24 protein-coding genes are annotated in these 20,501 nt (G+C 38.3%); 11 read left to right on the top strand and 13 right to left on the bottom strand.

Features of this window, described 5'->3' with window-relative positions; translation table 11 throughout:
- Positions 1-7: 7 nt before the first annotated feature.
- From AC4JOV_RS04265 to AC4JOV_RS04225, 9 genes are all read right to left on the bottom strand, one after another.
- Positions 8-1,477, bottom strand: coding sequence for a 5-methylcytosine restriction system specificity protein McrC (locus AC4JOV_RS04265; RefSeq protein WP_229936384.1), 1,470 nt, complete (start codon positions 1,475-1,477; stop codon positions 8-10).
- A gap of 3 nt (positions 1,478-1,480) precedes the next feature.
- A complete protein-coding gene (locus AC4JOV_RS04260; protein ID WP_229936385.1) occupies positions 1,481-3,298 on the bottom strand; it encodes an McrB family protein in 1,818 nt (605 codons plus the stop codon).
- Entirely contained in the window at positions 3,295-4,776 is a 1,482-nt protein-coding gene (locus AC4JOV_RS04255; protein WP_229936386.1) for a DUF2779 domain-containing protein, read from the bottom strand. The genes AC4JOV_RS04260 and AC4JOV_RS04255 overlap by 4 nt, the downstream gene beginning before the upstream one ends.
- A 114-nt stretch (positions 4,777-4,890) precedes the next feature.
- Complete coding sequence (locus AC4JOV_RS04250) at positions 4,891-5,094, bottom strand: hypothetical protein (RefSeq protein WP_229936387.1); 204 nt, start codon at positions 5,092-5,094, stop codon at positions 4,891-4,893.
- 11 nt (positions 5,095-5,105) lie between these two features.
- Positions 5,106-5,390 (bottom strand): hypothetical protein, encoded by a 285-nt coding sequence (locus tag AC4JOV_RS04245; protein ID WP_229936388.1) that lies wholly within the window; start codon positions 5,388-5,390, stop codon positions 5,106-5,108.
- 11 nt (positions 5,391-5,401) lie between these two features.
- The gene (locus AC4JOV_RS04240; protein WP_229936389.1) at positions 5,402-5,989 is read right to left on the bottom strand and encodes a hypothetical protein; all 588 of its coding nucleotides are present in this window, start codon (positions 5,987-5,989) and stop codon (positions 5,402-5,404) included.
- 94 nt (positions 5,990-6,083) lie between these two features.
- Positions 6,084-6,620: a hypothetical protein gene (locus AC4JOV_RS04235; RefSeq protein WP_491522187.1), complete on the bottom strand. Its 537-nt coding sequence runs from the start codon at positions 6,618-6,620 to the stop codon at positions 6,084-6,086.
- Between the two features lie 97 nt (positions 6,621-6,717).
- On the bottom strand, positions 6,718-7,521 hold the full coding sequence (locus AC4JOV_RS04230) for a hypothetical protein (protein ID WP_229936391.1): 804 nt from the start codon (positions 7,519-7,521) through the stop codon (positions 6,718-6,720).
- Between the two features lie 10 nt (positions 7,522-7,531).
- Entirely contained in the window at positions 7,532-7,882 is a 351-nt protein-coding gene (locus AC4JOV_RS04225; RefSeq protein ID WP_229936392.1) for a hypothetical protein, read from the bottom strand.
- 90 nt (positions 7,883-7,972) lie between these two features.
- Here AC4JOV_RS04225 and AC4JOV_RS04220 point away from each other — a divergent pair, with 90 nt between their 5' ends.
- Complete coding sequence (locus AC4JOV_RS04220) at positions 7,973-8,878, top strand: helix-turn-helix transcriptional regulator (protein ID WP_229936393.1); 906 nt, start codon at positions 7,973-7,975, stop codon at positions 8,876-8,878.
- Between the two features lie 235 nt (positions 8,879-9,113).
- Here the strand turns inward: AC4JOV_RS04220 and cowN are convergent, their stop codons facing one another.
- Positions 9,114-9,419: a N(2)-fixation sustaining protein CowN gene (gene cowN, locus AC4JOV_RS04215; protein WP_229936394.1), complete on the bottom strand. Its 306-nt coding sequence runs from the start codon at positions 9,417-9,419 to the stop codon at positions 9,114-9,116.
- A gap of 217 nt (positions 9,420-9,636) precedes the next feature.
- Between cowN and AC4JOV_RS04210 the strand changes: the two genes are divergently transcribed.
- From AC4JOV_RS04210 to AC4JOV_RS04190, 5 genes are all read left to right on the top strand, one after another.
- Complete coding sequence (locus AC4JOV_RS04210) at positions 9,637-10,812, top strand: L,D-transpeptidase family protein (protein WP_229936395.1); 1,176 nt, start codon at positions 9,637-9,639, stop codon at positions 10,810-10,812.
- 105 nt (positions 10,813-10,917) lie between these two features.
- Complete coding sequence (locus AC4JOV_RS04205) at positions 10,918-12,369, top strand: SDR family oxidoreductase (RefSeq protein WP_229936396.1); 1,452 nt, start codon at positions 10,918-10,920, stop codon at positions 12,367-12,369.
- Entirely contained in the window at positions 12,366-12,737 is a 372-nt protein-coding gene (locus tag AC4JOV_RS04200; RefSeq protein ID WP_229936397.1) for a DCC1-like thiol-disulfide oxidoreductase family protein, read from the top strand. The genes AC4JOV_RS04205 and AC4JOV_RS04200 overlap by 4 nt, the downstream gene beginning before the upstream one ends.
- Positions 12,738-13,124: 387 nt before the next feature.
- Positions 13,125-13,382 carry a hypothetical protein gene (locus tag AC4JOV_RS04195; protein ID WP_229936398.1) on the top strand — a complete coding sequence of 86 codons (258 nt, stop codon included), beginning with the start codon at positions 13,125-13,127 and terminating at the stop codon, positions 13,380-13,382.
- The gene (locus AC4JOV_RS04190; protein WP_229936399.1) at positions 13,382-14,929 is read left to right on the top strand and encodes an ABC1 kinase family protein; all 1,548 of its coding nucleotides are present in this window, start codon (positions 13,382-13,384) and stop codon (positions 14,927-14,929) included. The genes AC4JOV_RS04195 and AC4JOV_RS04190 overlap by 1 nt, the downstream gene beginning before the upstream one ends.
- A gap of 34 nt (positions 14,930-14,963) precedes the next feature.
- Here the strand turns inward: AC4JOV_RS04190 and AC4JOV_RS04185 are convergent, their stop codons facing one another.
- From AC4JOV_RS04185 to AC4JOV_RS04175, 3 genes are all read right to left on the bottom strand, one after another.
- On the bottom strand, positions 14,964-15,929 hold the full coding sequence (locus AC4JOV_RS04185; RefSeq protein ID WP_229936400.1) for a uroporphyrinogen-III synthase: 966 nt from the start codon (positions 15,927-15,929) through the stop codon (positions 14,964-14,966).
- Positions 15,930-16,059: 130 nt separating this feature from the next.
- Positions 16,060-16,773: an SDR family NAD(P)-dependent oxidoreductase gene (locus tag AC4JOV_RS04180; protein ID WP_229936401.1), complete on the bottom strand. Its 714-nt coding sequence runs from the start codon at positions 16,771-16,773 to the stop codon at positions 16,060-16,062.
- A complete protein-coding gene (locus AC4JOV_RS04175; protein WP_229936402.1) occupies positions 16,763-17,206 on the bottom strand; it encodes a MarR family winged helix-turn-helix transcriptional regulator in 444 nt (147 codons plus the stop codon). Before AC4JOV_RS04175 ends, AC4JOV_RS04180 begins: the two co-directional genes overlap by 11 nt.
- 160 nt (positions 17,207-17,366) lie before the next feature.
- Here AC4JOV_RS04175 and AC4JOV_RS04170 point away from each other — a divergent pair, with 160 nt between their 5' ends.
- The 5 genes from AC4JOV_RS04170 (at position 17,367) to AC4JOV_RS04150 (ending at position 20,338) form a co-directional block, all read left to right on the top strand.
- Complete coding sequence (locus tag AC4JOV_RS04170; RefSeq protein WP_229936403.1) at positions 17,367-17,873, top strand: lipocalin family protein; 507 nt, start codon at positions 17,367-17,369, stop codon at positions 17,871-17,873.
- Positions 17,874-18,176: 303 nt separating this feature from the next.
- Positions 18,177-18,392, top strand: a complete 216-nt coding sequence (locus tag AC4JOV_RS04165) for a hypothetical protein (RefSeq protein WP_229936404.1) — start codon at positions 18,177-18,179, stop codon at positions 18,390-18,392.
- Positions 18,393-18,449: 57 nt separating this feature from the next.
- A complete protein-coding gene (locus tag AC4JOV_RS04160) occupies positions 18,450-18,881 on the top strand; it encodes a nuclear transport factor 2 family protein (protein WP_229936405.1) in 432 nt (143 codons plus the stop codon).
- A gap of 138 nt (positions 18,882-19,019) precedes the next feature.
- Complete coding sequence (locus tag AC4JOV_RS04155) at positions 19,020-19,505, top strand: glutathione peroxidase (protein ID WP_229938374.1); 486 nt, start codon at positions 19,020-19,022, stop codon at positions 19,503-19,505.
- Positions 19,506-19,519: 14 nt separating this feature from the next.
- Positions 19,520-20,338: a TIGR01777 family oxidoreductase gene (locus AC4JOV_RS04150; RefSeq protein WP_229936406.1), complete on the top strand. Its 819-nt coding sequence runs from the start codon at positions 19,520-19,522 to the stop codon at positions 20,336-20,338.
- The last annotated feature ends 163 nt before the right edge of the window (positions 20,339-20,501 follow it).

Raw genomic sequence — 20,501 nt, 5'->3', positions numbered from 1 at the left:
GATAGTCTTATGTCTGATTTATTAGTCGTTTAATCCTTTTAATAAATTTATTTTCAAAGTCTAATATATTTGAATTCTCATTTAGGTTTGATAGATCAATACCATCAATAACAAATTTAATATCTGACCCGAACCAACTATTTGTATGGGCTTTTTTTTTCGTATGGTCTAATTCATTTCCATCATCATCAAATCTATTATCAAAATCTTCTTCAATAGGATACAAAAGGCCACCCACAAGTAAATTATATTTTTCCTGATTGTTATAATAATTCATGTAAGTATTTATTTGAAAGAAATCACATCTATCTATATCTACACCGTTACCAGCGATTTCATTAAATTTCATTCTTTTATACTTGGTATCAAATACCATCACATCTTTACCATTCCTATGAATCATAGTTATATCAGGTATGATTTTTCTACTATATAGATAACTATCGCCAAATTCCTTATCTAACCGTAACGGTAGAGAATCTATATCCCAATCTGGAAATTTATTTCGTAGCAATTTTGTTATATAAATCTCAAATAATTCAGCCATATTTACCAAGAAACCATAGGTTTCATTTGTTCCCTTTTCTTTCTCTTGAATATTATTGTCATGTATTATAAACTTGGCATATTCAAGTACTTTTTTATAGGGCGTAAAGATAGGATTTTGAAGTGCTTTGCTTTGGAGTGCTTTGCGTATAGTTTCAGTTGACACATAGTTGTTGCTTCTGTATTGTTTGATATGTGTTTTAATATTAGATATGTTTTTTGTAAAGGCTTCATTGTTTTTATCTATTATCTTTACAGCCTTATAAAGTACATCGATAACCTCTTGTATCTCTTTTTGTTCACGACTTACACTTGAGACTTTTCCTTGAAAAGGTATATCATGCTTGATAAATCTGTTTATGTCAATTTTACCTTTGAGTTTCATCTCATGGTGATTAATACTTCTATACGCTTTTGGAAGACCAAGCAAAAAAGCTTTTTCAAGGTTTTGTACAAACATATAGTAGATGATATATTTTGAAATGTTTAAATCGTTTTTAGTCTCCTTACCACTTACAGATACATCATCAAGAAAAATATCATTGGCAAAATTAAGCATACGCTCTAGAAATATATTTGAAAATCTTGATTCTATATCTATCACATGACCTTGCCAAACAAACTTTCCTACATAGTTGCCCGTTTGAACAAGATAAATATCTTCATCATCATGATTTTTACTTTTTTTAACAGAGATAATTAAATCATCTTCATTTTTATCATCTTTTTTTTCTTCATCTTTGAAAAATGAAAAAAATGTGTTGTTTGGATATTTTTCATTTTTATAGTCCTTTAGACTAACTACTAGTTCTTGATTTTTATATTTTTTAACTATCTCACAAGAATATGAATCAAGGTTATAATTTTCTAACTGTTTTAATGTTTTATCAATATTTGCTAAACCATTAAAATTATCAACTGTTTTTATCATTATTTAGTTTTCAGTATAAACTTTTTTTGCACTATCTAAATGCGCTTGTATCTCTTGTTCACTATATTCAGCCCGCAAATATTCTTTTAAAATTGGTGCAATATGTTCTACCCAAACCCTTTCTAACTCTTTTTTAATTATTTTAGTTGGTTTCATAAAATATGATTGTCCTAACTCATACGAATCACTTAAATTAAAGCCATTGGTTGATGTAATATGTTCATTCAAATTTTTACAACATTGTATATAATTACTGACTTTATCATCTTTTTCATATTGATTTTCAATCACATCGTAATCACATCTATAATGTTTCCAAACAAATCTTCTTCTAAGAGCCATATCAAAGCTATCTACACTTCTATCAATATCATTCATCGTCCCAATAAAATAGAGATTCTCCGGCACACCAAAGTACATTTCATTAGCTTCAATCACAACAGCATGATTTTCATTCCATAAGGCACTATTTGGTGTTTTAACCTTAGTTCCTAATAATTTTCCATTTTCATCAAAGCGTAGTCTTTTATCATCTTCTAAACATAATAAAAGTTCACCAAACACTCTTGAAAGTTCGGCTCTATTGATTTCATCGGCTATAAAATAAAAAGTCTTTGGATTTTCTCCATTTTGTTTAGCTCTTTTAAGATCTTTGAATGCATCTATACACATCTTCTTAAATACACCATTTTTAAGTTCAAACTTCATATGACCATTTTCTAGCCCAACAGGTTTAATACCTTCAATAAAATCTTCATACCCATAACTTGGATGAAACTGTACAAGTTCATATTCACTATTTTTTTCAATTATCTTTCTTGACTTAATAGTCTCTTCTGTCATATATGTTTTACCTGTACCAGGTGCACCATGTAAAATCATATTCTTAGATTCAAAATCAATTCCACCTTGCCATATATTGTTTATATTCTGATCATAAAAAAGGTGTAATTTTGTAGTATCTACAATCTTAAGCTCTTCCAATTTTTCTTTTATTTTCTTCAAAGACTCATCAATATCATCTTCTTGAATATTAAATATTTTAGAGAATGTTTTGGATATTTTCTCTTTATGGTCATTACTAAGAATTGGTTGATAATTTTCACTTTCGAATAGATGAAGGAGTGCATTATGAATGGATACTGTTCTGGGTTTATCATGTGAAGTATCCGGTTTTGTGTCTATCTTTAGTTCTGTCCCTGTTTTATCTTTTTTACCATCTTTGTATTTTGAATAATCTTTCGTGGTTTTTATCTCCATTTTTCCATCAAAAGCTTTGTCTTTTAAAATTTCTATCGCATCTTTATTATCTACTTCTAAATATTTTTGTAGAAACTTAATAATATAAGCTAGTTCAGTTGGTTTATTAGTATTATAATATGTACCCGTTGAAGCAAATCCTGAAAATTCTTTGAAAAATGGGTTATCCTTAATATTAATATCTTTTAAGTCATCATGTAGGTTTAAAATTTCTATTACACTTGCACTTCTATCTTTTGCATTTGCAGGTGGAACTCTCCAAAGCCAAACAATTGTAGCCAAAACTTCTATTGCATTTTTAACAACAGAATCATCATTTGATTTATGTATAGGTTCTTTAACTAATTGATGTTCAATTTTATCAATAAAACTAGCATCGCCAGAGTAACCATTATTTACAAAATTTTCCATTAAGTAATTAATACTTTTTTGTATTAAAATTTTATCAGTATCTGCTAACCTAAAAATAGACTTGTTATCAATTAAAAATCTTTGTTCAAAACATTTAAAAGCACTTTTATAATCTTTGATATCATCATAGTTACATTTATTTTCACTCATCTCACATTCTCCTTTAATTTCTCTAAAACCTTAACCATCGCCAATGTATCAAGCTCACAATATCTCAATAGTGCTTCACGAAATCTCGCTACTTCTTCTTTATCATCCATATGAGCCAATTTTGCATAAGTCTGCATGGCATCACCACCATTTTGAACACCATCAAGCTCTTTATATGCTTTTTCCATTTCAGGAACAAGAGCAGGTAAAACATACTTTATTGAATAGCTTCCTCTCATTGAAGGCACATAGTAGTCTTTCTTTTGAAATGGCGTCATTAAGTCTTGTATATTGTCATGTATCGCTAGAAGTTTTGGTGCAAATTCATCAAACATAGCTGCTAATTCCCGAATCACACCTTTTTCAAATCCCATATTGTATGCAAGCACAGTTACATCAGTTGGTATGTCTTCCACCAATCTTTTTGCCAACTCATATCGTGGATCTACTCCTTCTTGAGCCAAAAACTCATAGTGTTCTAAAGGTTTATCTTTATGCTCGACATGAAGCGAGTACTGAAATGGTATTTTCATAAATGGACTTATGCCTTTCCATTCAGGTATTGCTTGTTGAAATGTTTCAAAATCTAAATGATAAATAGGATACGTTAGTCCGTCTATGAACTCCTTTATAGCCTCTTTATTGATAATAGAACTATTCGTCTGTTCAGACTTTATTTGTACTTGTTGAGAGGTAGAAAAGCTTGATATATCTGTAATATCTTGAAACTCTATAATACCATCATGATACATCTGAAACTTTTTATCAATTTTCAATCTTGATATATTAAAAATACTATATTCAGGGATATTATTCCAACAGTACTCTATTGCATCACAATCATATGGGTTAGTACAATGTTTACCTATCCCTATATCTGGTTCTACATCTTTATTGGCTAACTGCTTTCGAAAGTATTGTAAATATGTAGGAATATCAGCCTGTAAATCTAGTACCTCGTCGGATACATCTACAATTGAAAAAAGTTTATCTACTTCAAGTTCTTCATCTCTTACGTACTTATTATTGATATGCACTATATTTGTTTTTTTAACATCATAACCTAGACCATTGAGTACATAATATTGTATAGAAGCATCATGCAAATAAACATCTTTTACCTCAGTAGAACTCTTCACTTCATTTATTTCTACGCTGCCATCTTCATTGATATGAAGTATATCTACCATTACCAGAATATCATCGTATTTGAATGTAGCCTCGTAAATATTTTTAATACCTTCATCCATCCATTGTTTGGTAAGGGCCATCTTCTCATCATATGTTGTACCCTCAAATGGTATCTCTTTACCCTCAGGAAAAAGTTGCCAGGCCAATGCTCCCACTTTCTCTCCCGTTTCAAAGATAGCTTTAGCTGATGCATCTGGTGGAGTAAGTACATCTGCCTTATATTTTTTAAGCCATAGAGATTTCGAGCATTGCAGTCCTCTTGTATAGAGCGATTTTGATAAGTTCAATTTTATTTCCCTTTTAATATTTATAAATAATAGCTAATTGTTTATCACATTCATATCATAAAAGATACATAATAATTTACTTGATTGTTTTATTGGGTTATATACTCACAAATATTAAACCCACTCTACAAATGGTGTCCAGAGATAAGCATCCATATTATCTTTTACTATCTGAATATTTTTAGTAGCAACCTGCCCATTCTCATATACTAAATGTATCTCATCTTCCACTTTGTAAGCATCATATTTGTGATGTGCCATATCTTTACTGGAACCCAGGTATTCACCTTTACCATAATCCTTAAATTGTTGCTCCACTTTTTTGCCTTTTATTCATTGAGACTAAGTTTTACTGTACCCATTAAAGGACTACTTTTATACAACCTCATAAACTCATCTTTTGATAACTTTCTAGCTGACGAATTATTATGTTCATCACAATGAATATCTAATTCATCATCTACATCAGCACTAAGTTCAAAGTAATTGTTTTCTATTGCTATAACAATACAATCAGCACTAATGGAAGTTGCATTATCTATAATGTCTTTAAGTTCATCTTCGCTAAAAACTTTTAAGAATTTTGAGTTCAATATTATTTTATTTTCTTCCATGTTCGACATCCTTATATTTCAATATTTAATATTTTTTTAACAACATTAATATACATCTCTTTATTATTAAATGCTCTCGCACTATAATGAGGTACTCTCATTACTTTATATTTTTCTGTAAAACCATTTCTATGTAATATCTCATAAGTACTGTTTCCAAAAGCCACTATTTCAATATTTTCGCCACCTAATTCATTCAGTTCATTTTGAAAAGTTTTTATATTTTCTTCTTCCAATGCTTCCTGATTCTTTAAATGACTTATCATTTTCATTGAATCTGACTCTGCATAACGTTTAATAATGTCAGTCATATACCCACCGTAAAAACGAGTATTTTTAAAGGCATCTCTAATTTTTGAATCATTATAACTATTATGAAAATTGCTAAATGTAGTTGGAGTTTTCCCTGATATATTTAATCCTACAAAAACTATATTTGGATTTAGTAAGTTTAATAGATCTTTATTACTTTCAATGTCAAAAATATTTAAATCAGACATCTTGTTTATTGATGAGCTATCTTCATCTGCCCATATAGCCCAACTTGAATGAACACCATATTTTTCTTTAATTATTTCATATTTTTCTCTTGTAACCATTTTCAACCTTTTTTATATTAAACATCATCATTTCGTATAATCCCACATCCATGATTTTTTCTTTGTATCTAAATATTGCTCTACTCTCTATGACTTATATATTTTCTATTTGATTACCATCATTATCAAATATATAAGATTTTTTATCATGATGATAATAGGTATAATTTACTATGTCACCCCATAATATCCTGCCACCATTATCTGCATAATGTTCTTTTATTATATTTGATATTAGAATGAATATTTCCTGATCTGTTCTACCAATCAATTCATCAATATACGGACGTTCTAATACTCTTAAACTCTCAAAAGGATCCAAAACCTTAGTCATTGGATTTGGATTATCAATAGTGTTCACATTGATATATGTCGACCTGAATTTTTCTGCATCGTGTAAAAATTTTCTCTCCGTTTCGAGTTCATCTGAGCACATTCCAGGATGTATCTTTAAAAGCTCACAAAGTTTTAACAAAAATTCCAAAGCAGTATATTTAGAATCACGATAACCACTTTCAACCCATGTACATATATCTTTATGCATTAAAAATATCTCTAAAGTTTTCAATCCTTTTTTAGTAGAGTCATATCCTATGTTCTTTGCCGCTTCTTCTATTTCTTCTTTAGACATAGATTGGAGTATGGTATAGATCCTGTTACGTATTTTTATTCTTTTCAGTCTCCTCATGACTATTTCCCTTTGTAGATATATTTTTATTCTATTGTTTTCATATTTCTCTTAATTCATTGATTTCACTCTTCTTTTGTTGTACCTTATTAAGTCTTTCAGTTGAAATATGATTGATAATATCTTGATAATATTCATATTTTGATTTTTCTGCTTTATAACGAATCGTAGATGGGTGCCAAGTTCTAAAACAAGTAGTATCACCAATTTTAAATTTCCACAATGAACGTTTTTCCTTATTACCTTCACTTTCAGTTATGAGATCAGATAAAAACTCTATGATGATATCATCATAGGTATAGCTGGTAGCAAAGATAATGTAATCAGGCTTTAATATCTCAATCTCTTTAAGAAATATCTCTTTAGATAGTGATACTATCTGTTCATTTGATTTTGCATTTCGAGAGTACTTTTTCCCTCTCTCTAAATCCATTTTTAATAAGTTTGACCAAACTAAAGCACCAGGCTTTCCATCACATAACGCTTCGCTTACTTTTTTGTATTCGGTAAAAAAGGGTGTGCTATATTTTTCTGCTTTATAGGGCTTAGATACACTAATATCACCTGATTTTGGAACTTCACCACCAAAAAACTTAACACGATAACGTTGTTTTAATATATCTATTGCATCCTCAACTTCCAAAAAATGCTTTAATTTACCCCACCACTTATTGGTCTCTTTCCCTACAAAAAGGATTCTAATATCAACTTCTAAATAATTCTGATCAATATTTAGAAGATGCGGAGCAGATATTTTTCCCAAGATATCAGAAGGAAATATATTTTGTATTTCTTTCTTATCTAGAACCTTTGTATATAACTCATCTAACTTGTGTTGTACCATTAATGCATCCTTACTGAAGATTATTTTTTTCAATTCCAGACAAAAGTATCTCATATTCAAAAAAATCATCTACAATACTCATATCAAAATGAGTATTGTAAAAACCGCTTATTCCTCTTGGAAAAAGAGGATCAATTCTATCATAAAGGGTTGTAATCAGAGATAGGTCAAAGTTTTCATTTACATAAAAATCTATCGAAAAAGCCTGAGCATTATTTAAAATATTCCCCAGTTTTTTTCTAATTTCATTTTCAAACTGATTAGGAGTTGTTCTTCCGTAATAACCGATATAATACCCCTCTCGACGCATCATAAAAGTGTAATCTGCATAATCTTCCTCTTCATTCTTATCTATCAGCATATGATTACTCCTTAACTTTGATAGTCTAATTATATGATACAATGTAGACAATAAATGTCCATATAAAAGTTTCATATTAAAAGAGTATCTATGCCATCACTAAAACAACATCAAAGACACAACATTATCTTAGAACGACTAAAGAATGGAGAAACACTTTCAATTTCAGAACTCGCTAAAGAGTGGCAAACCACGACAAAAACAGTGCAAAGAGACTTTGATAAACTCAAAGAAGGAAACTATGGAATCATACGGGCATATGATGGTAAAAAATATACGCTCTCTACACAATATAATACTTCAAAAGATGCCAATTCAACTATTTCAATGCTGGATAGTCTCTCTAAAGATATAGGCGGGGAGTTCTATACCAAAGCACAGGTATCACTCCGTCGTCTGCAAAAATATATCCAATCACCATTTTATACTCGTATAGATGTAGAGGACATCTCTGAAAAAATGGATTTGATTGAGGCCCTTGAAAAGGCGATCTCAGACAAGTATACAGTTACATTCAAATATAAACGGTGGCATGTGCCTGATCAAATAAAAACCTATAAAGATGTACATCCTTATAAAATCGTTATATTTGATGGATTTTGGTATCTTTTGTGCAAATACAAAGAGCACTTTATCAAGTTCTATCTCAAAGAGATTACAGACTTGAACATATCCGATAAACAATTTTCACAGGATCATAGTTTACTTGAACGTATGGAAAAAGCGGTCAATATCTGGTTCAATCCAAAAGAAAAACCATTTGAAGTTATACTGCTGCTACAACAAAATGCAGCGATATATTTTATAAGAAAGCCTATTAAAGGTCAGTATCTCAAAAAGAATAGTGACGGTACCTATGAACTGACCATATCTATTACTGACAAAAGGGAATTGTTTGAGATTTTAAAAAAGTGGTTGCCTCAGATCAAAGTGATTGAACCGTATCATTTGCAAGAAGAGTTTGAAATCATGTTAAAGTCTTATATAAATTGTTAATGAAATCATATACATATTAATTGCAATGCAAAGCACCTCATATACAAGAGTGATCTCCGGTTTTTCCTTATGATTTTCAATGATCTATTCAACCAGTTTCATCAAAAGCTGCCCCTTTTCAAATATCTATTGAACAGCTTATATACAAAAGAAACCAAAGCAAGGGATGGAGGATCGAGCGTTTGGCACCTTAAGATGAGATATGATCTAAGTTACGATAAGCTGCTTCAAGGTTTTAACAACATTCATATTCACATTGATCCATGAGTTCGATCCCTTTTTCAAAGTCATATGCTTCAAACAGATCAAAGATATAAAAAACGTTGGAACACACCTGATACAAAGTATCTCTGTGTTTATCCTTTGCATACACTTCTTTATAGTTTTCCGGAATTTTCTCCATAAAGTTTACCCAAAACCCGTTCTTTGATTTAGGCTCCAATGTAAATAGTTCTTTCATTGCATCAAGGACCATTGACGCATTCTCATAACAGTCTATATTTTGAAAAGTAACATACCTATCCCGAATTTCATTTTCCATTCATTTCTCCTTTTTTATGAAGTGAATTGATATGCAATATTTGTACTATATCTCATCATCCCTATAGACAGTTTAGAAATGATAGGCTCTGGAGAATAGAAAATGTTATGGGTAAGCCAATCGGTGGTACTGCTCCTATTCGTACCCGAGAGATAGCAGGGAGACAAAAAAAGTTACAAATACCAATGAACAAATCATCTCTATGTTATGATGTGATATGAAAAAGATAATCTTTTTACTTCTACCCGTATTTATATTTGCTTCCGTACCTGATCCGGACCTGCAACGCTACCAGACAAGATACAGTCTGTGCCACGGCAAAACGAACTATCAGATCACCCAGTGTCTATTGAACGGTTCCATCAACTACCACAGGCTCAGGGGAGACAGGAACAAGTATAGAAGAGTCAACAAAGAGGCATTCAGGGAAGCGGAGCGCAGAGGCAGTATCTATCGTTATGTCATGAGGCTTATGCCGCATACAAAAAGGTATCAGGGTCTGAAAGAGTATCTTAACTACCTCTACACGCTCCCTGAGATCTATACGCCCCCTCGCTTTAAAGGCAATGAGGAAGAAGATGTCATCCGGACCAAAAGGGTACTGAACCTTCTGCAGGATGCTAAGCTGAGGGAGGATAGTCAAATCACCGTAGAGTTTGCAGAAGAGATCCTTGAATTTCAGAGAAGGCACGGTCTGGAAGCGGATGGTGTCATCGGTCCGCAGACAAAAAGAGAGCTCAGACGCTCTCTCCACAGTATCATCACAAAAGTCAAAAAGAATCTGGAGCTCGAAAGGATCGCAAGCCCGAAAGGATCAAAGTACATTTTGGTCAATATCCCCGAATTCAAACTCTACTACTATCTCCATCACAGACCCGTACTGGATATGAAAGTGATCGTAGGGAAGCCCAGGATGAGAACTCCGGTACTCAACCGCAAAATGCAGTATATCGTTAAAAATCCAAGATGGAATGTTCCTCCGTCGATCTATGCCAAGGAGTATGCACACAAGTCAGGAAGTTATCTGAGAAGAAACGGCTTTGCTTTTGACAGTCAGGGGAAACTCTATCAAAAGGAAGGTCCTAACAACGCGTTGGGGCTGGTGAAGTTTTTATTTCCCAACGGATACAATGTCTATATGCATGATACGCCGACAAAACCGTTGTTTCAGAGAAGGGTCAGAGCATTTTCTCACGGGTGTATACGGCTGGAGAAACCGATGGAACTTCTGAACCAGTTAGGCTATGAATATGATACGGATCAAAATGAAAGGATCACACTGCCCGAGCCTATACCCGTCTATGTGGAGTACCATACTGTCTGGGTGGATGAAGAGGGAGTCGTGCAGTTCAGAAATGATCTCTATGGGTATGAGAGGAAGCTGTTTCGCTGATATTTATCCATAATGTCACTCTCCCATTCACCTATACAAACCTCAAAAAATACTCTATAATAGAACGATAATAGAACGATAATAGAGCAGAGAAAAGGAGTAGAGATGAAAGTACTCTTAACAGGTGCAAACGGATATATCGGGCGGCGGCTGAAGCAGAAACTGCTTGAGCAGGATATCTCACTGCGTCTTCTGGTACGCAACCCCAAAAGTCTTGACAGAGAGATACATCAGAAAGCCGAAGTGTTTCAGGGAAATACCTTTGACACTGCCTCTCTGGAAAGCGCGCTTGAGGGGGTTGATGCAGCCTACTACCTGATACACTCCCTGCAGGCACCCAACTACCGGGAGCTGGACAGACAAAGCGCACAAAACTTCCTGGATGCCGCCATCAAGTGCGGAGTGAAACGCATCATCTACCTGGGCGGTCTGGGGATCAAAGAGCATGCCAGCGAACACCTTCTCAGCCGCATAGAGACAGGAGAGATCCTCTCCAGCCGGCCCGACAGGATAGAGACTATCTGGATACGCGCAGGGGTCATCATCGGTTCGGGCAGTGCCAGTTTTGAGATCATACGCCACCTCACAGAAAAACTGCCCATCATGGTCACTCCAAAATGGGTCAATACCCTGGCACAGCCTATCGGAGTAGATGATGTGATCGCCTATCTTGAGAGTGCGAAGGATCTGGAGTATGACCAAAACCTTATGGTGGATATCGGCAGCGAGAAGATGACCTACAAAGAGATGATGCTCTCCTGTGCCAGAGCATTGGGGCTGCGCCGTATCATCCTACCGCTTCCGATACTGACGATCAAACTCTCCTCCTATTGGCTGAACCTCTTTACCCCCGTGCCTTACAATATCGCCAAGTCTCTCATCGAGGGACTCTCCTCGGAGGTGGTGATCCAGAACGACAATGCAAAAGCGTATTTTCCCCATATTCACCCTTCATCCTTTCAGGAAGCGGTCCAAAAAGCGATCCGAGAAATGGAGAACAACCAGGTCTACAGCCGGTGGAGTGATGCCGGAGGAGGCGTGGACCTTTGGGAAGAGCAACACACCCATGACCCTTCTACTGCGATCCTGACAGACCGTCAAAGAGTACCGCTTGAAGATGTATCCAAAGAAGCGCTTTTCCATACCTTCTGCTCCATAGGCGGTAAAGAGGGATGGTTTGGATATGACTGGCTCTGGAAGATACGGGGCGGGATGGATAAGCTGATCGGAGGTGCAGGACTGAACCGGGGCAGACGCGATGCACAGAAGCTCAGAGTCGGAGAGAGTGTTGATTTTTGGAGAGTTGAAGAGCTCATTCCCAACGAGCGTCTACTCTTGCGTGCACAGATGAAACTGCCCGGTAAAGCCTGGCTGGAGTTCAAGCTGCAGGATGATGTGTTTATTCAGACCGCCTACTTCTATCCTCGCGGTCTTTGGGGCAGATTCTACTGGTATCTACTGACCCCTCTTCATTACCTTGTTTTTAGAAACATGATCCGCTCGATCTATCAAGAAGCAAAAAATGCACACTCAGAGAGGAAGGAGTCAGACGGATGAAACAGAAGCTGATACTCTATTATGACAAGGCGTGCCCCTTCTGTAACCATTATGCCGATTTCCTTAAACTCAAAGAGAGCCATGAACTTCATCTTATCAATGCGAGGGAATCACTTCAGGAGATCCGTAGCAAATGTCCGCACCTCGATATCAACGACGGGATGATCATAGAAACAGAGGGGCGCTGTCTGCAGGGTACCGAGGCACTTGCCTATCTAGACACACTGATCGTCCGTAACGCTTTTCTGGGAAAGCTGCATCGCATATGGGGATTTGCCCCATGGCTTACCCTTCCGCTCTATAGAGCCATCAAACGCTTTCGGAAAATCGCACTCTTCTTCATGGGGAAAAAGCACAGGATAGAGTAAGCAGAGAGCTACAGACTCTATTTTGGTGCGTGGTTACGTACCCTACGCGGAAGGATATCCTCACTTCAGCACTTCCAATCATATAAAAAAAGGCAATGATCATCTCTCCGGTATCTGTAGGTCGGGATACCCTTATCCCGACACCCACCTCTTATAGAGACAATATGTATGGTGTCGGGGTGAGGCACCCCGACCTACAAACAGAGATTCAAAACTTGTGTGACACATAGAACATACAACCTCATCAAGAGATTTCGTAAAATCGTTCTTTTTCTTCTTGGGAAAAATAGCAAAATTGATTGATCTCCAGACAAAAAGTAATGAATGGTCACAGAGAGCCTATCATCTGCTTAGATAGCATGCTATAATAGGAAAAAAGGAGATACCATGATCAAAGATATTCTTTATACCGGGCTGGGCGGTGCAGTACTGCTCAAAGAGCGTATCGATGAAGAGGTTAAAAAGCTTGAAGAGAGAGGCAAACTCAGCAAAGAGGATGCCGACAAGTTTTTGGAGAAACTTCAGACACGCGGTGAAGAGGAAGAAGAAAAACTCAAAGAGAAGATCAAAGAAGCACTCAAAGAGGTGATCGATGAGATGGGCCTTGCCACGAAGGCAGACATTGAGGCGTTGAAAGAGAAGTAGTGCAGTACAAACTCTACTCCCCTCTAAGGATATGGCACGTCTTTCAGGTACTGCTGACACTCTACCTGTTGATACGCAAGCGTGAGCGTTTTCTGCTCTTCTCTCCCCTGAGTGCAGAAAAACTCACAGAGGTCATCACTTCTCTGGGAGCAAGTTTCATCAAACTTGCGCAAGTCCTTGCCACGCGTAACGACTTCTTCCCACCGCACTATCTGAATGCACTCAAAACACTGCATGATGAACTTCCACCGATGGATGAGACAACCATGCAGGAGGTCTTTGAGCGTGCCTTTGAGAAAACCCCCTTCAGAGAGTTTAAAAAGGAACCTATCGCTTCAGCTTCCATCGGTCAGGTACATGAAGCCTGGCTGGACGACACAACCAAAGTGGCTGTAAAGCTGCGTCGTGAAGGGATAGAGAGACAGGTACGTGCAGATATCCGTATCCTCACAATGTTTAACCGCCTCTTCCGCCCGCTCTTTTCGCACTATACAAAACACTCCATTGAAGCGGTGATCACGGAGTTCTCCTCGATGATACTCAAAGAGGTAAGCCTCAACCAGGAGAGGGCCAATCTGATCCGGTTTTCTGAGACCTATGCGGATATGGGCGTGCGGTTTCCTGTTGCCTATGAGTCACTGAGCAGCGATGATGCACTGGTGATGAGTTTTGAAGAGGGGTTCCGGTTTGATGACAAGGCTTCCATTGAAAATGCCGAGATCGATATCCGACCCATTATCGATACTCTTGTCACTTTTTATACCGAGCAGATGCTGGTCAAGGGTTTTTTCCATGCCGATCCGCACCCGGGGAACCTCCTCATCTCTAAAGAGGGGCAGCTGATCCTGCTGGATTTCGGAATGGTAAAACGGGTACCGAATGAAACGCGTATAGCGATCATCGAACTCATCAAAGCAGCCAATGAACAGGACTATGAACGCTATGTCAATGCCAGTAAACGTCTGGGAACGATCGCCTATGATGCACCCACAAGCGAGCTGGCCGAATTTACCGAAAGTATGTTCGAGATCTTCAACAATGATGCCCTTGACAGTGCCAGTATGCAGTTACTGGCATTTGAGGTACTGGAGAAGACCCGTAACCTTCCCTTCAAGTTGCCGCAGGAAGCGATCTATATCCTGAGGGTAAGTGCGATCATCGAGGGTCTGGGAACCACCTATATCGAGAACTTCAACGGTATCAAGGATATCCTCCCCATTCTGCAGAAAAACATCCCCAGGGCACTGGGTGCAAAAGAGAGTATCCTTGAGACGCTCATTGATGAGTTCAGCCAATTTCCTCTCGATATCAGAGCATTTCGAAGCAGTATCTATAAGATAAGCGAGGAGAATCTCAGCGTAGAACTCTCCAAACAGCAGCTGGAGGTGATCGAGCAAAAACTCAGTCATAAGGTCTCTTCTGTAACGGTCACCCTGGGTATGATGCTCGCTGCGATCTTTTTAGTCGCCTATGATAGACACTATGAAAATTTTGCCCTTCTACTCTTTGGTGTTGGCCTGCTGCGTCTATTTCTTATCAAGAAGTAGTACGGCATCTTTCTTGATTGTTCTATTGGGATAGTTATAAACTCAGTGCTTTACAGACACAACTCTTCAATGAGGTGTTGTCCGCTATCATCGGTTTGATGTAGTCCGGGAAATATTTTGCCGTCGTTCTTCCTATACTGATAGCGGTAAAACTTTTATCCCATGTCACCTTCTTAAAAAAACACTCGATGGTGGAAGGGGAAGAGAAGATAATGATAGAATCAGAAGGCAATTTTATTTTCCTTTTATACTCACTGCAGACTGTTTCATAAACAGGGATATAATCACACTCGATCTTATGCTCTTTAAAAATTCCGATCATGTTCGAAACAATTTTTCGTGCTCCCAAATAGGCTATTTTTTTCCCTTTCAGGTGCTCCAAAAGCTCATATGCAAACTCATCACCGTGATTTTCTTTTCCTACAAGAGCGACTTTGCCCTTCAAGTCTTTGATCTCTTTGGCCGTCTGAGCGGAAATAGCATAAGAGGGGATCTTCTTCCATTCAGAGGTGAGTTTGTCTGCATATTTTACACCGTTTTTAGAGGTAAATATCAATGCATCGTATCCACTGAGATCCAGCTTTTGCTCTATCACCTTTGTTTGGATAAGCTGCAGGTTTTTCGCATGTTCCACCTGTTTGTCACTGAGTATGTAGATATTTTTACGGTAACTTTTAAACTCATAAGAGATATTCTTGAACCTCTGTTTCAAAGGGGAGAGAAGATCACACTTAGGCGAGATAACGATGTTGGATTTTTCATCTTTGAAAAACTCAATATCATGCTTGGAGAGTTCATAAGTAAGTTTGATCAGCTCATCATAGGTAGTCTCTTTACTATACCTTCTGTCTACGATAAACTTGTTTTGGTATTTATCATATTCATAGTAAAGCAAATTGAGTTTCTTGAAAATTTTTGACACATCTTGCAATAAAGTCTTAGTAGACATTTTTCCTCTCTCTTTCCCCGGGATATAGACAACCAGGACTGTTCCATCCATCATCTACTAGATTGTAGCTTAGTATCATTAATCGAAGTCTAACAAAGATCAAAGTGTTTCAGAGATCAATCGGAGAAAAGATCCCGGCAGAAGGGGAAAGAATCCTTCTGCATCATGAAGGATATCAAACTTACTGAGCTGCAATAGCCATGGCAAACTCTTCAATGAGTTTCTCCGGTTCGCTCTGCAGTCTCTGCTTTACCATTTGAGAGAAACCGTCCGGATAGACCTCAAACTCTTTATTTTTGATCGCTTCAATCACACAGCTCACAATCTCCTCAGGTTTTGCCTTTGGCATAGGGAACCCTTCTGTCATTCTCGTTTCGATCGGACCGGGGAGTACCTCATAGACCTCACCGCCAAAAAGACCAAACTCCGCTCTTAAAGCCTGGGTAAACGAATGTAAAGCGCTTTTTGATATCGCATAATTCGCCATCAGAGGCAAATTTACCAAAGCGAGGACAGAGGTAATAGTGACTACTTTTCCCTTAGAGGCCTTTAGGTGATCGAAAAATGCTTCTGTGAGATTGACTGTCCCTTTGAAATTGACATCCAGGTCCAGAAAGCTGTTATCGAACAGTCTGCTGTTTGTATTGACCCCTGCATTGTTGATCAATATGTCAAGGGAATCGATCGTTTCAGCTGCATGACTGATAGAATCCTTATCCGTGATATCCAACGCAATGGTCTCGATATCAGAACTGAGTTTCTTGATCTCTTCCAGACTTTTTATATCTCTTGCAGCACAATAAACCTTTTTGGGTTTTTGTGCCAATACGCCTTGAACAAACGCTTGTCCAAGCCCGCCGTTCGCACCGGTGATCAATACTGTTTTATTTTTCATTTTCATCCTTTTGAATATTGTGATAGACTCTGTCGAGAAGCGCGATCAGCATCGCTTGCTCCTCGTGACTGAAACCGTCGGTCATATTTGCATTATGTGTACTGGACAAAGGAATGATCTCCTCTGCCACCGCGACAGACTTCTCTGTAGCAAAAAGCCTGATCGCCCGCCTGTCGTCGCTATCCGCTTCTCTTCTGACATACCCTTTCTCTATCAGCCTGTCGAGCATCCTGGTCAGATTTCCCTGGTCTCTGTAGGTCCCCTCTGCCAATGCCTTCTGGCTGATCCCGTCAGACTCAACGATACGAAAGATCACCGACCACTGCTCAGGTGAGATCCCATACGATCTGATCAAGTGGTTAAAGCTGTTTTTGGAAGCGATAGCTGTTCTATTCAAGACAAATCCCAGGGATTGATCCATATTAAATTTCATGACTGACTCCTGATAGAGACAATTATAGTTGTTTTAACAATTATTGTCAAGACATCTATAAAAACCTTTCAAAAAGATGAACATTTAAATAAATCCTATGAACCGTTACCCAGTGATGCTATAATAGAAAAAATGATCCTGCCCATGAAAGGAGTGCATCATGAAACATTTGTGGTTGATTCTTATCGCCCTGCTCACAGGCTGTGTCGAAAGACCGAAACATGTAACACCGGTAGAGCACTTTCAACTCGACCGTTACCTCGGTACCTGGTATGAGATCGCACGGCTTGACCACTCTTTCGAACGGGGACTGGAGAAGATCACTGCCACCTACTCCCTGCGTGAGGACGGCGGAGTCAAAGTGATCAACCGGGGATTTGAAACACAAAAGAGACGCTGGAAAGAGGCGGAAGGCAAAGCCTACTTTGTCGAAAATCCCAACACCGGATTTTTGAAGGTCTCTTTCTTCGGGCCGTTCTACGGGGCGTATGTCGTTATGGATACCGACTATGAGAGCTATACGATGATCAGCGGACCGGACCACTCCTACTTCTGGATACTCTCACGCACCCCGGAGCTGGCACCTGAGATCCAGTCCCGTCTGATCAGAAAGGCCAAAGAAGCAGGCTTTGAGACTGACAAGCTGATCTATGTCAGCCATCAATAAACTCACTGCGGAAGCGTAGAGAGATAAACAGCTATCTCTCATGCTTTTATCCAATTCTTATTCATTATATATCGTTGCCATCTACTCTCATATGTTTTCTTTTAACACATCTATACTATAATGGTTTTTTTGAGACGATACTTCTGTAAGGGGAAGAGAGGGATCAAAAGCTGTTTACCGCTTTTTCATATATCTCCATAGTCTTATTTTATTATTGTTAATTGATCGATCCTCCCAAATCCCATAGATGACGGGATGTCTGTGTGAGGTGTAGAGACTAAAAAATTATAGTGAGGGAAAAATATGAAAAAAACCATCCTTTTTTTGACGCTTCTTATGGAAGAGCTGCTTTCGTCCGGACAACAGTTGGTCGGTTTGAAACTGAAGAGCAATCTCACTGTGATGAATAGAGGAGAACGCACTTCACTTAGCATAACAGGAAACGACAAAGACAACAAGGCAAAGAATAACATAATAGATAATTTTGGAATATTAAATCCGCCAGCTGACATTATCTGACTAGCAAACAGCCACTTTATGCTATAAAATCATCATTGACAAGGGGAAGGAGACAAGATGAATCATGTACGAGTGAAAACTTTTTTTGAGACACTGGATGAGGGGGTCACTCTTGATGACCTTAAAAGTATCTATACAGAAGAGGTACACTTTAAAAATCCGTTTTATGAACTTGATGATCTGGCGGCACTCTATCATTTTTTTCGGCAGCTCTATCAACAAGTAGATGATCCGACACTTCTGATCACCGAGTCTGTCAGCGATCAGAATATCCTCTATCTCAATTGGACATTCCGCTTCGCTTTTCATGAGAAACAGGAGACATTCAGCATCGATGGCCTGAGCCGTATGCACTTTGATGAGAGAGGAAAGATCCTGGAACATACTGACTACTGGGATGCCGGAGAACATATCTATGAAACCCTTCCTCTCCTTGGCACACTCATACGATGGATCAAAAAGAAGATAATGGCGCATAGAAGCAGCTGAGTTGCCTTGGAAGAAGAGTTATGCTAGACTATACCCTACGGATAGAGGGAGAGATGGCAGAAAGGCAAATGAATGTTGAAAAAAATTTTTATACTGCTGTTGATGATGACATTAACCGTAGTTGGAAAGGATATGACAATGCAATCGATCTATGCGTTCAAAGTAAAAACCATTCAAGGGGCAGAGACAACACTCGAACCCTACAAGGGTAAAGTCATGCTGATTGTCAATGTCGCAAGCAAGTGCGGTTACACTCCACAGTATGATGGGCTTGAAACACTCTACGAAAAATACCGTGAGAAAGGGTTTGTTGTACTGGGCTTTCCCTGTAACCAGTTTGCCAACCAGGAACCCGGCACAGAAGAAGAGATACAGAACTTCTGCCGTGTCAACTTCGGTGTGACTTTTCCGATGTTTTCAAAGATAGAGGTAAATGGAGAGAATGCACACCCTCTCTATGCCTACCTCAAGTCCGAACAGTCCGGTATACTGGGAACAGAAGCGATCAAATGGAACTTTACCAAGTTTCTTGTGGACAAAAAAGGGAAAGTGGTGGCACGTTTCGGTTCTTCCACCAAACCCAAAGAGATCGAAGAGGAGATCGAAACACTGCTTAACCAATAGAGAGGAGGCAGAGGATGAAAATAGCCATTACAGGTGCAAGCGGTTTTGTCGGAACAGCGTTGCAAAAGAGTTTCAGGGATGCGATCAGTATCCAGAGAGAGGATGATGAAGCAGCGATCATAGAGAAACTCAAAGGTGTCGACGTGGTTATCAACCTTGCAGGTGCACCCATCATCAAGCGCTGGAGCGACCCCTATAAAAAAATTCTCAGAGAGAGCCGTATCCATACCACGGACCGTCTTGTCTCAGCGATCAACCAAAGTAACATTAAACACTTTATCTCAACCTCGGCTATCGGTATCTATCCCAGTGATGTTCCCTGCGACGAGTCATGCGACACCTATGCCGATGACTTCCTGGGAAGACTGGCGAAGGAGTGGGAAGATGAAGCGCATAAGTGCAACAAACCCACTGCTATCCTGAGATTTGGTGTGATTCTGGGAAAAGACGGAGGCGCCCTTAAGCAGATGATCACGCCGTTCAAACTCGGTGTAGGAGGGATCATCGGGAACGGAAAAATGATGACAAGCTGGATACATATGGATGATCTGATAGGAATCTATAAACATCTTATGGAGAAGCAGCTGACAGGTATCTTCAATGCCACCGCACCTCATCCCGTCAGCAACTATACCTTCACCAAGGCACTGGGAAAGGCACTCCACCGTCCAACTATTCTACCTATCCCGGAGTTTGCCTTGCAGATCATGTACGGGGAAGCGGCTTCCGTACTCACAGAATCCAAAGAGGTCTATCCCAAAAAGATCCTGGATGAAGGGTACAGGTTTCTCCATACAGATATAGAAGAGGCACTGGAACAGATCGTTTCCTGAGACCATATTAAGTGGGAATGGGTGTCTTTCGCGTAGGATGCATAACCACGCAGTCTGTAGGTTTGGCACTGCCAAACGTTCTCAACCAACTTTTATACCAAAACTTCATTCCTTCACCATCTATAGATTTGACACTACCAAATAATAAAGTCAATATTCCCGG

Source organism: Sulfurovum sp. MH2-6 (assembly GCF_058374785.1).
The sequence above is the reverse complement of the archived record's forward strand: the minus strand, read 5'-3'. Positions and strand labels throughout refer to the sequence as shown.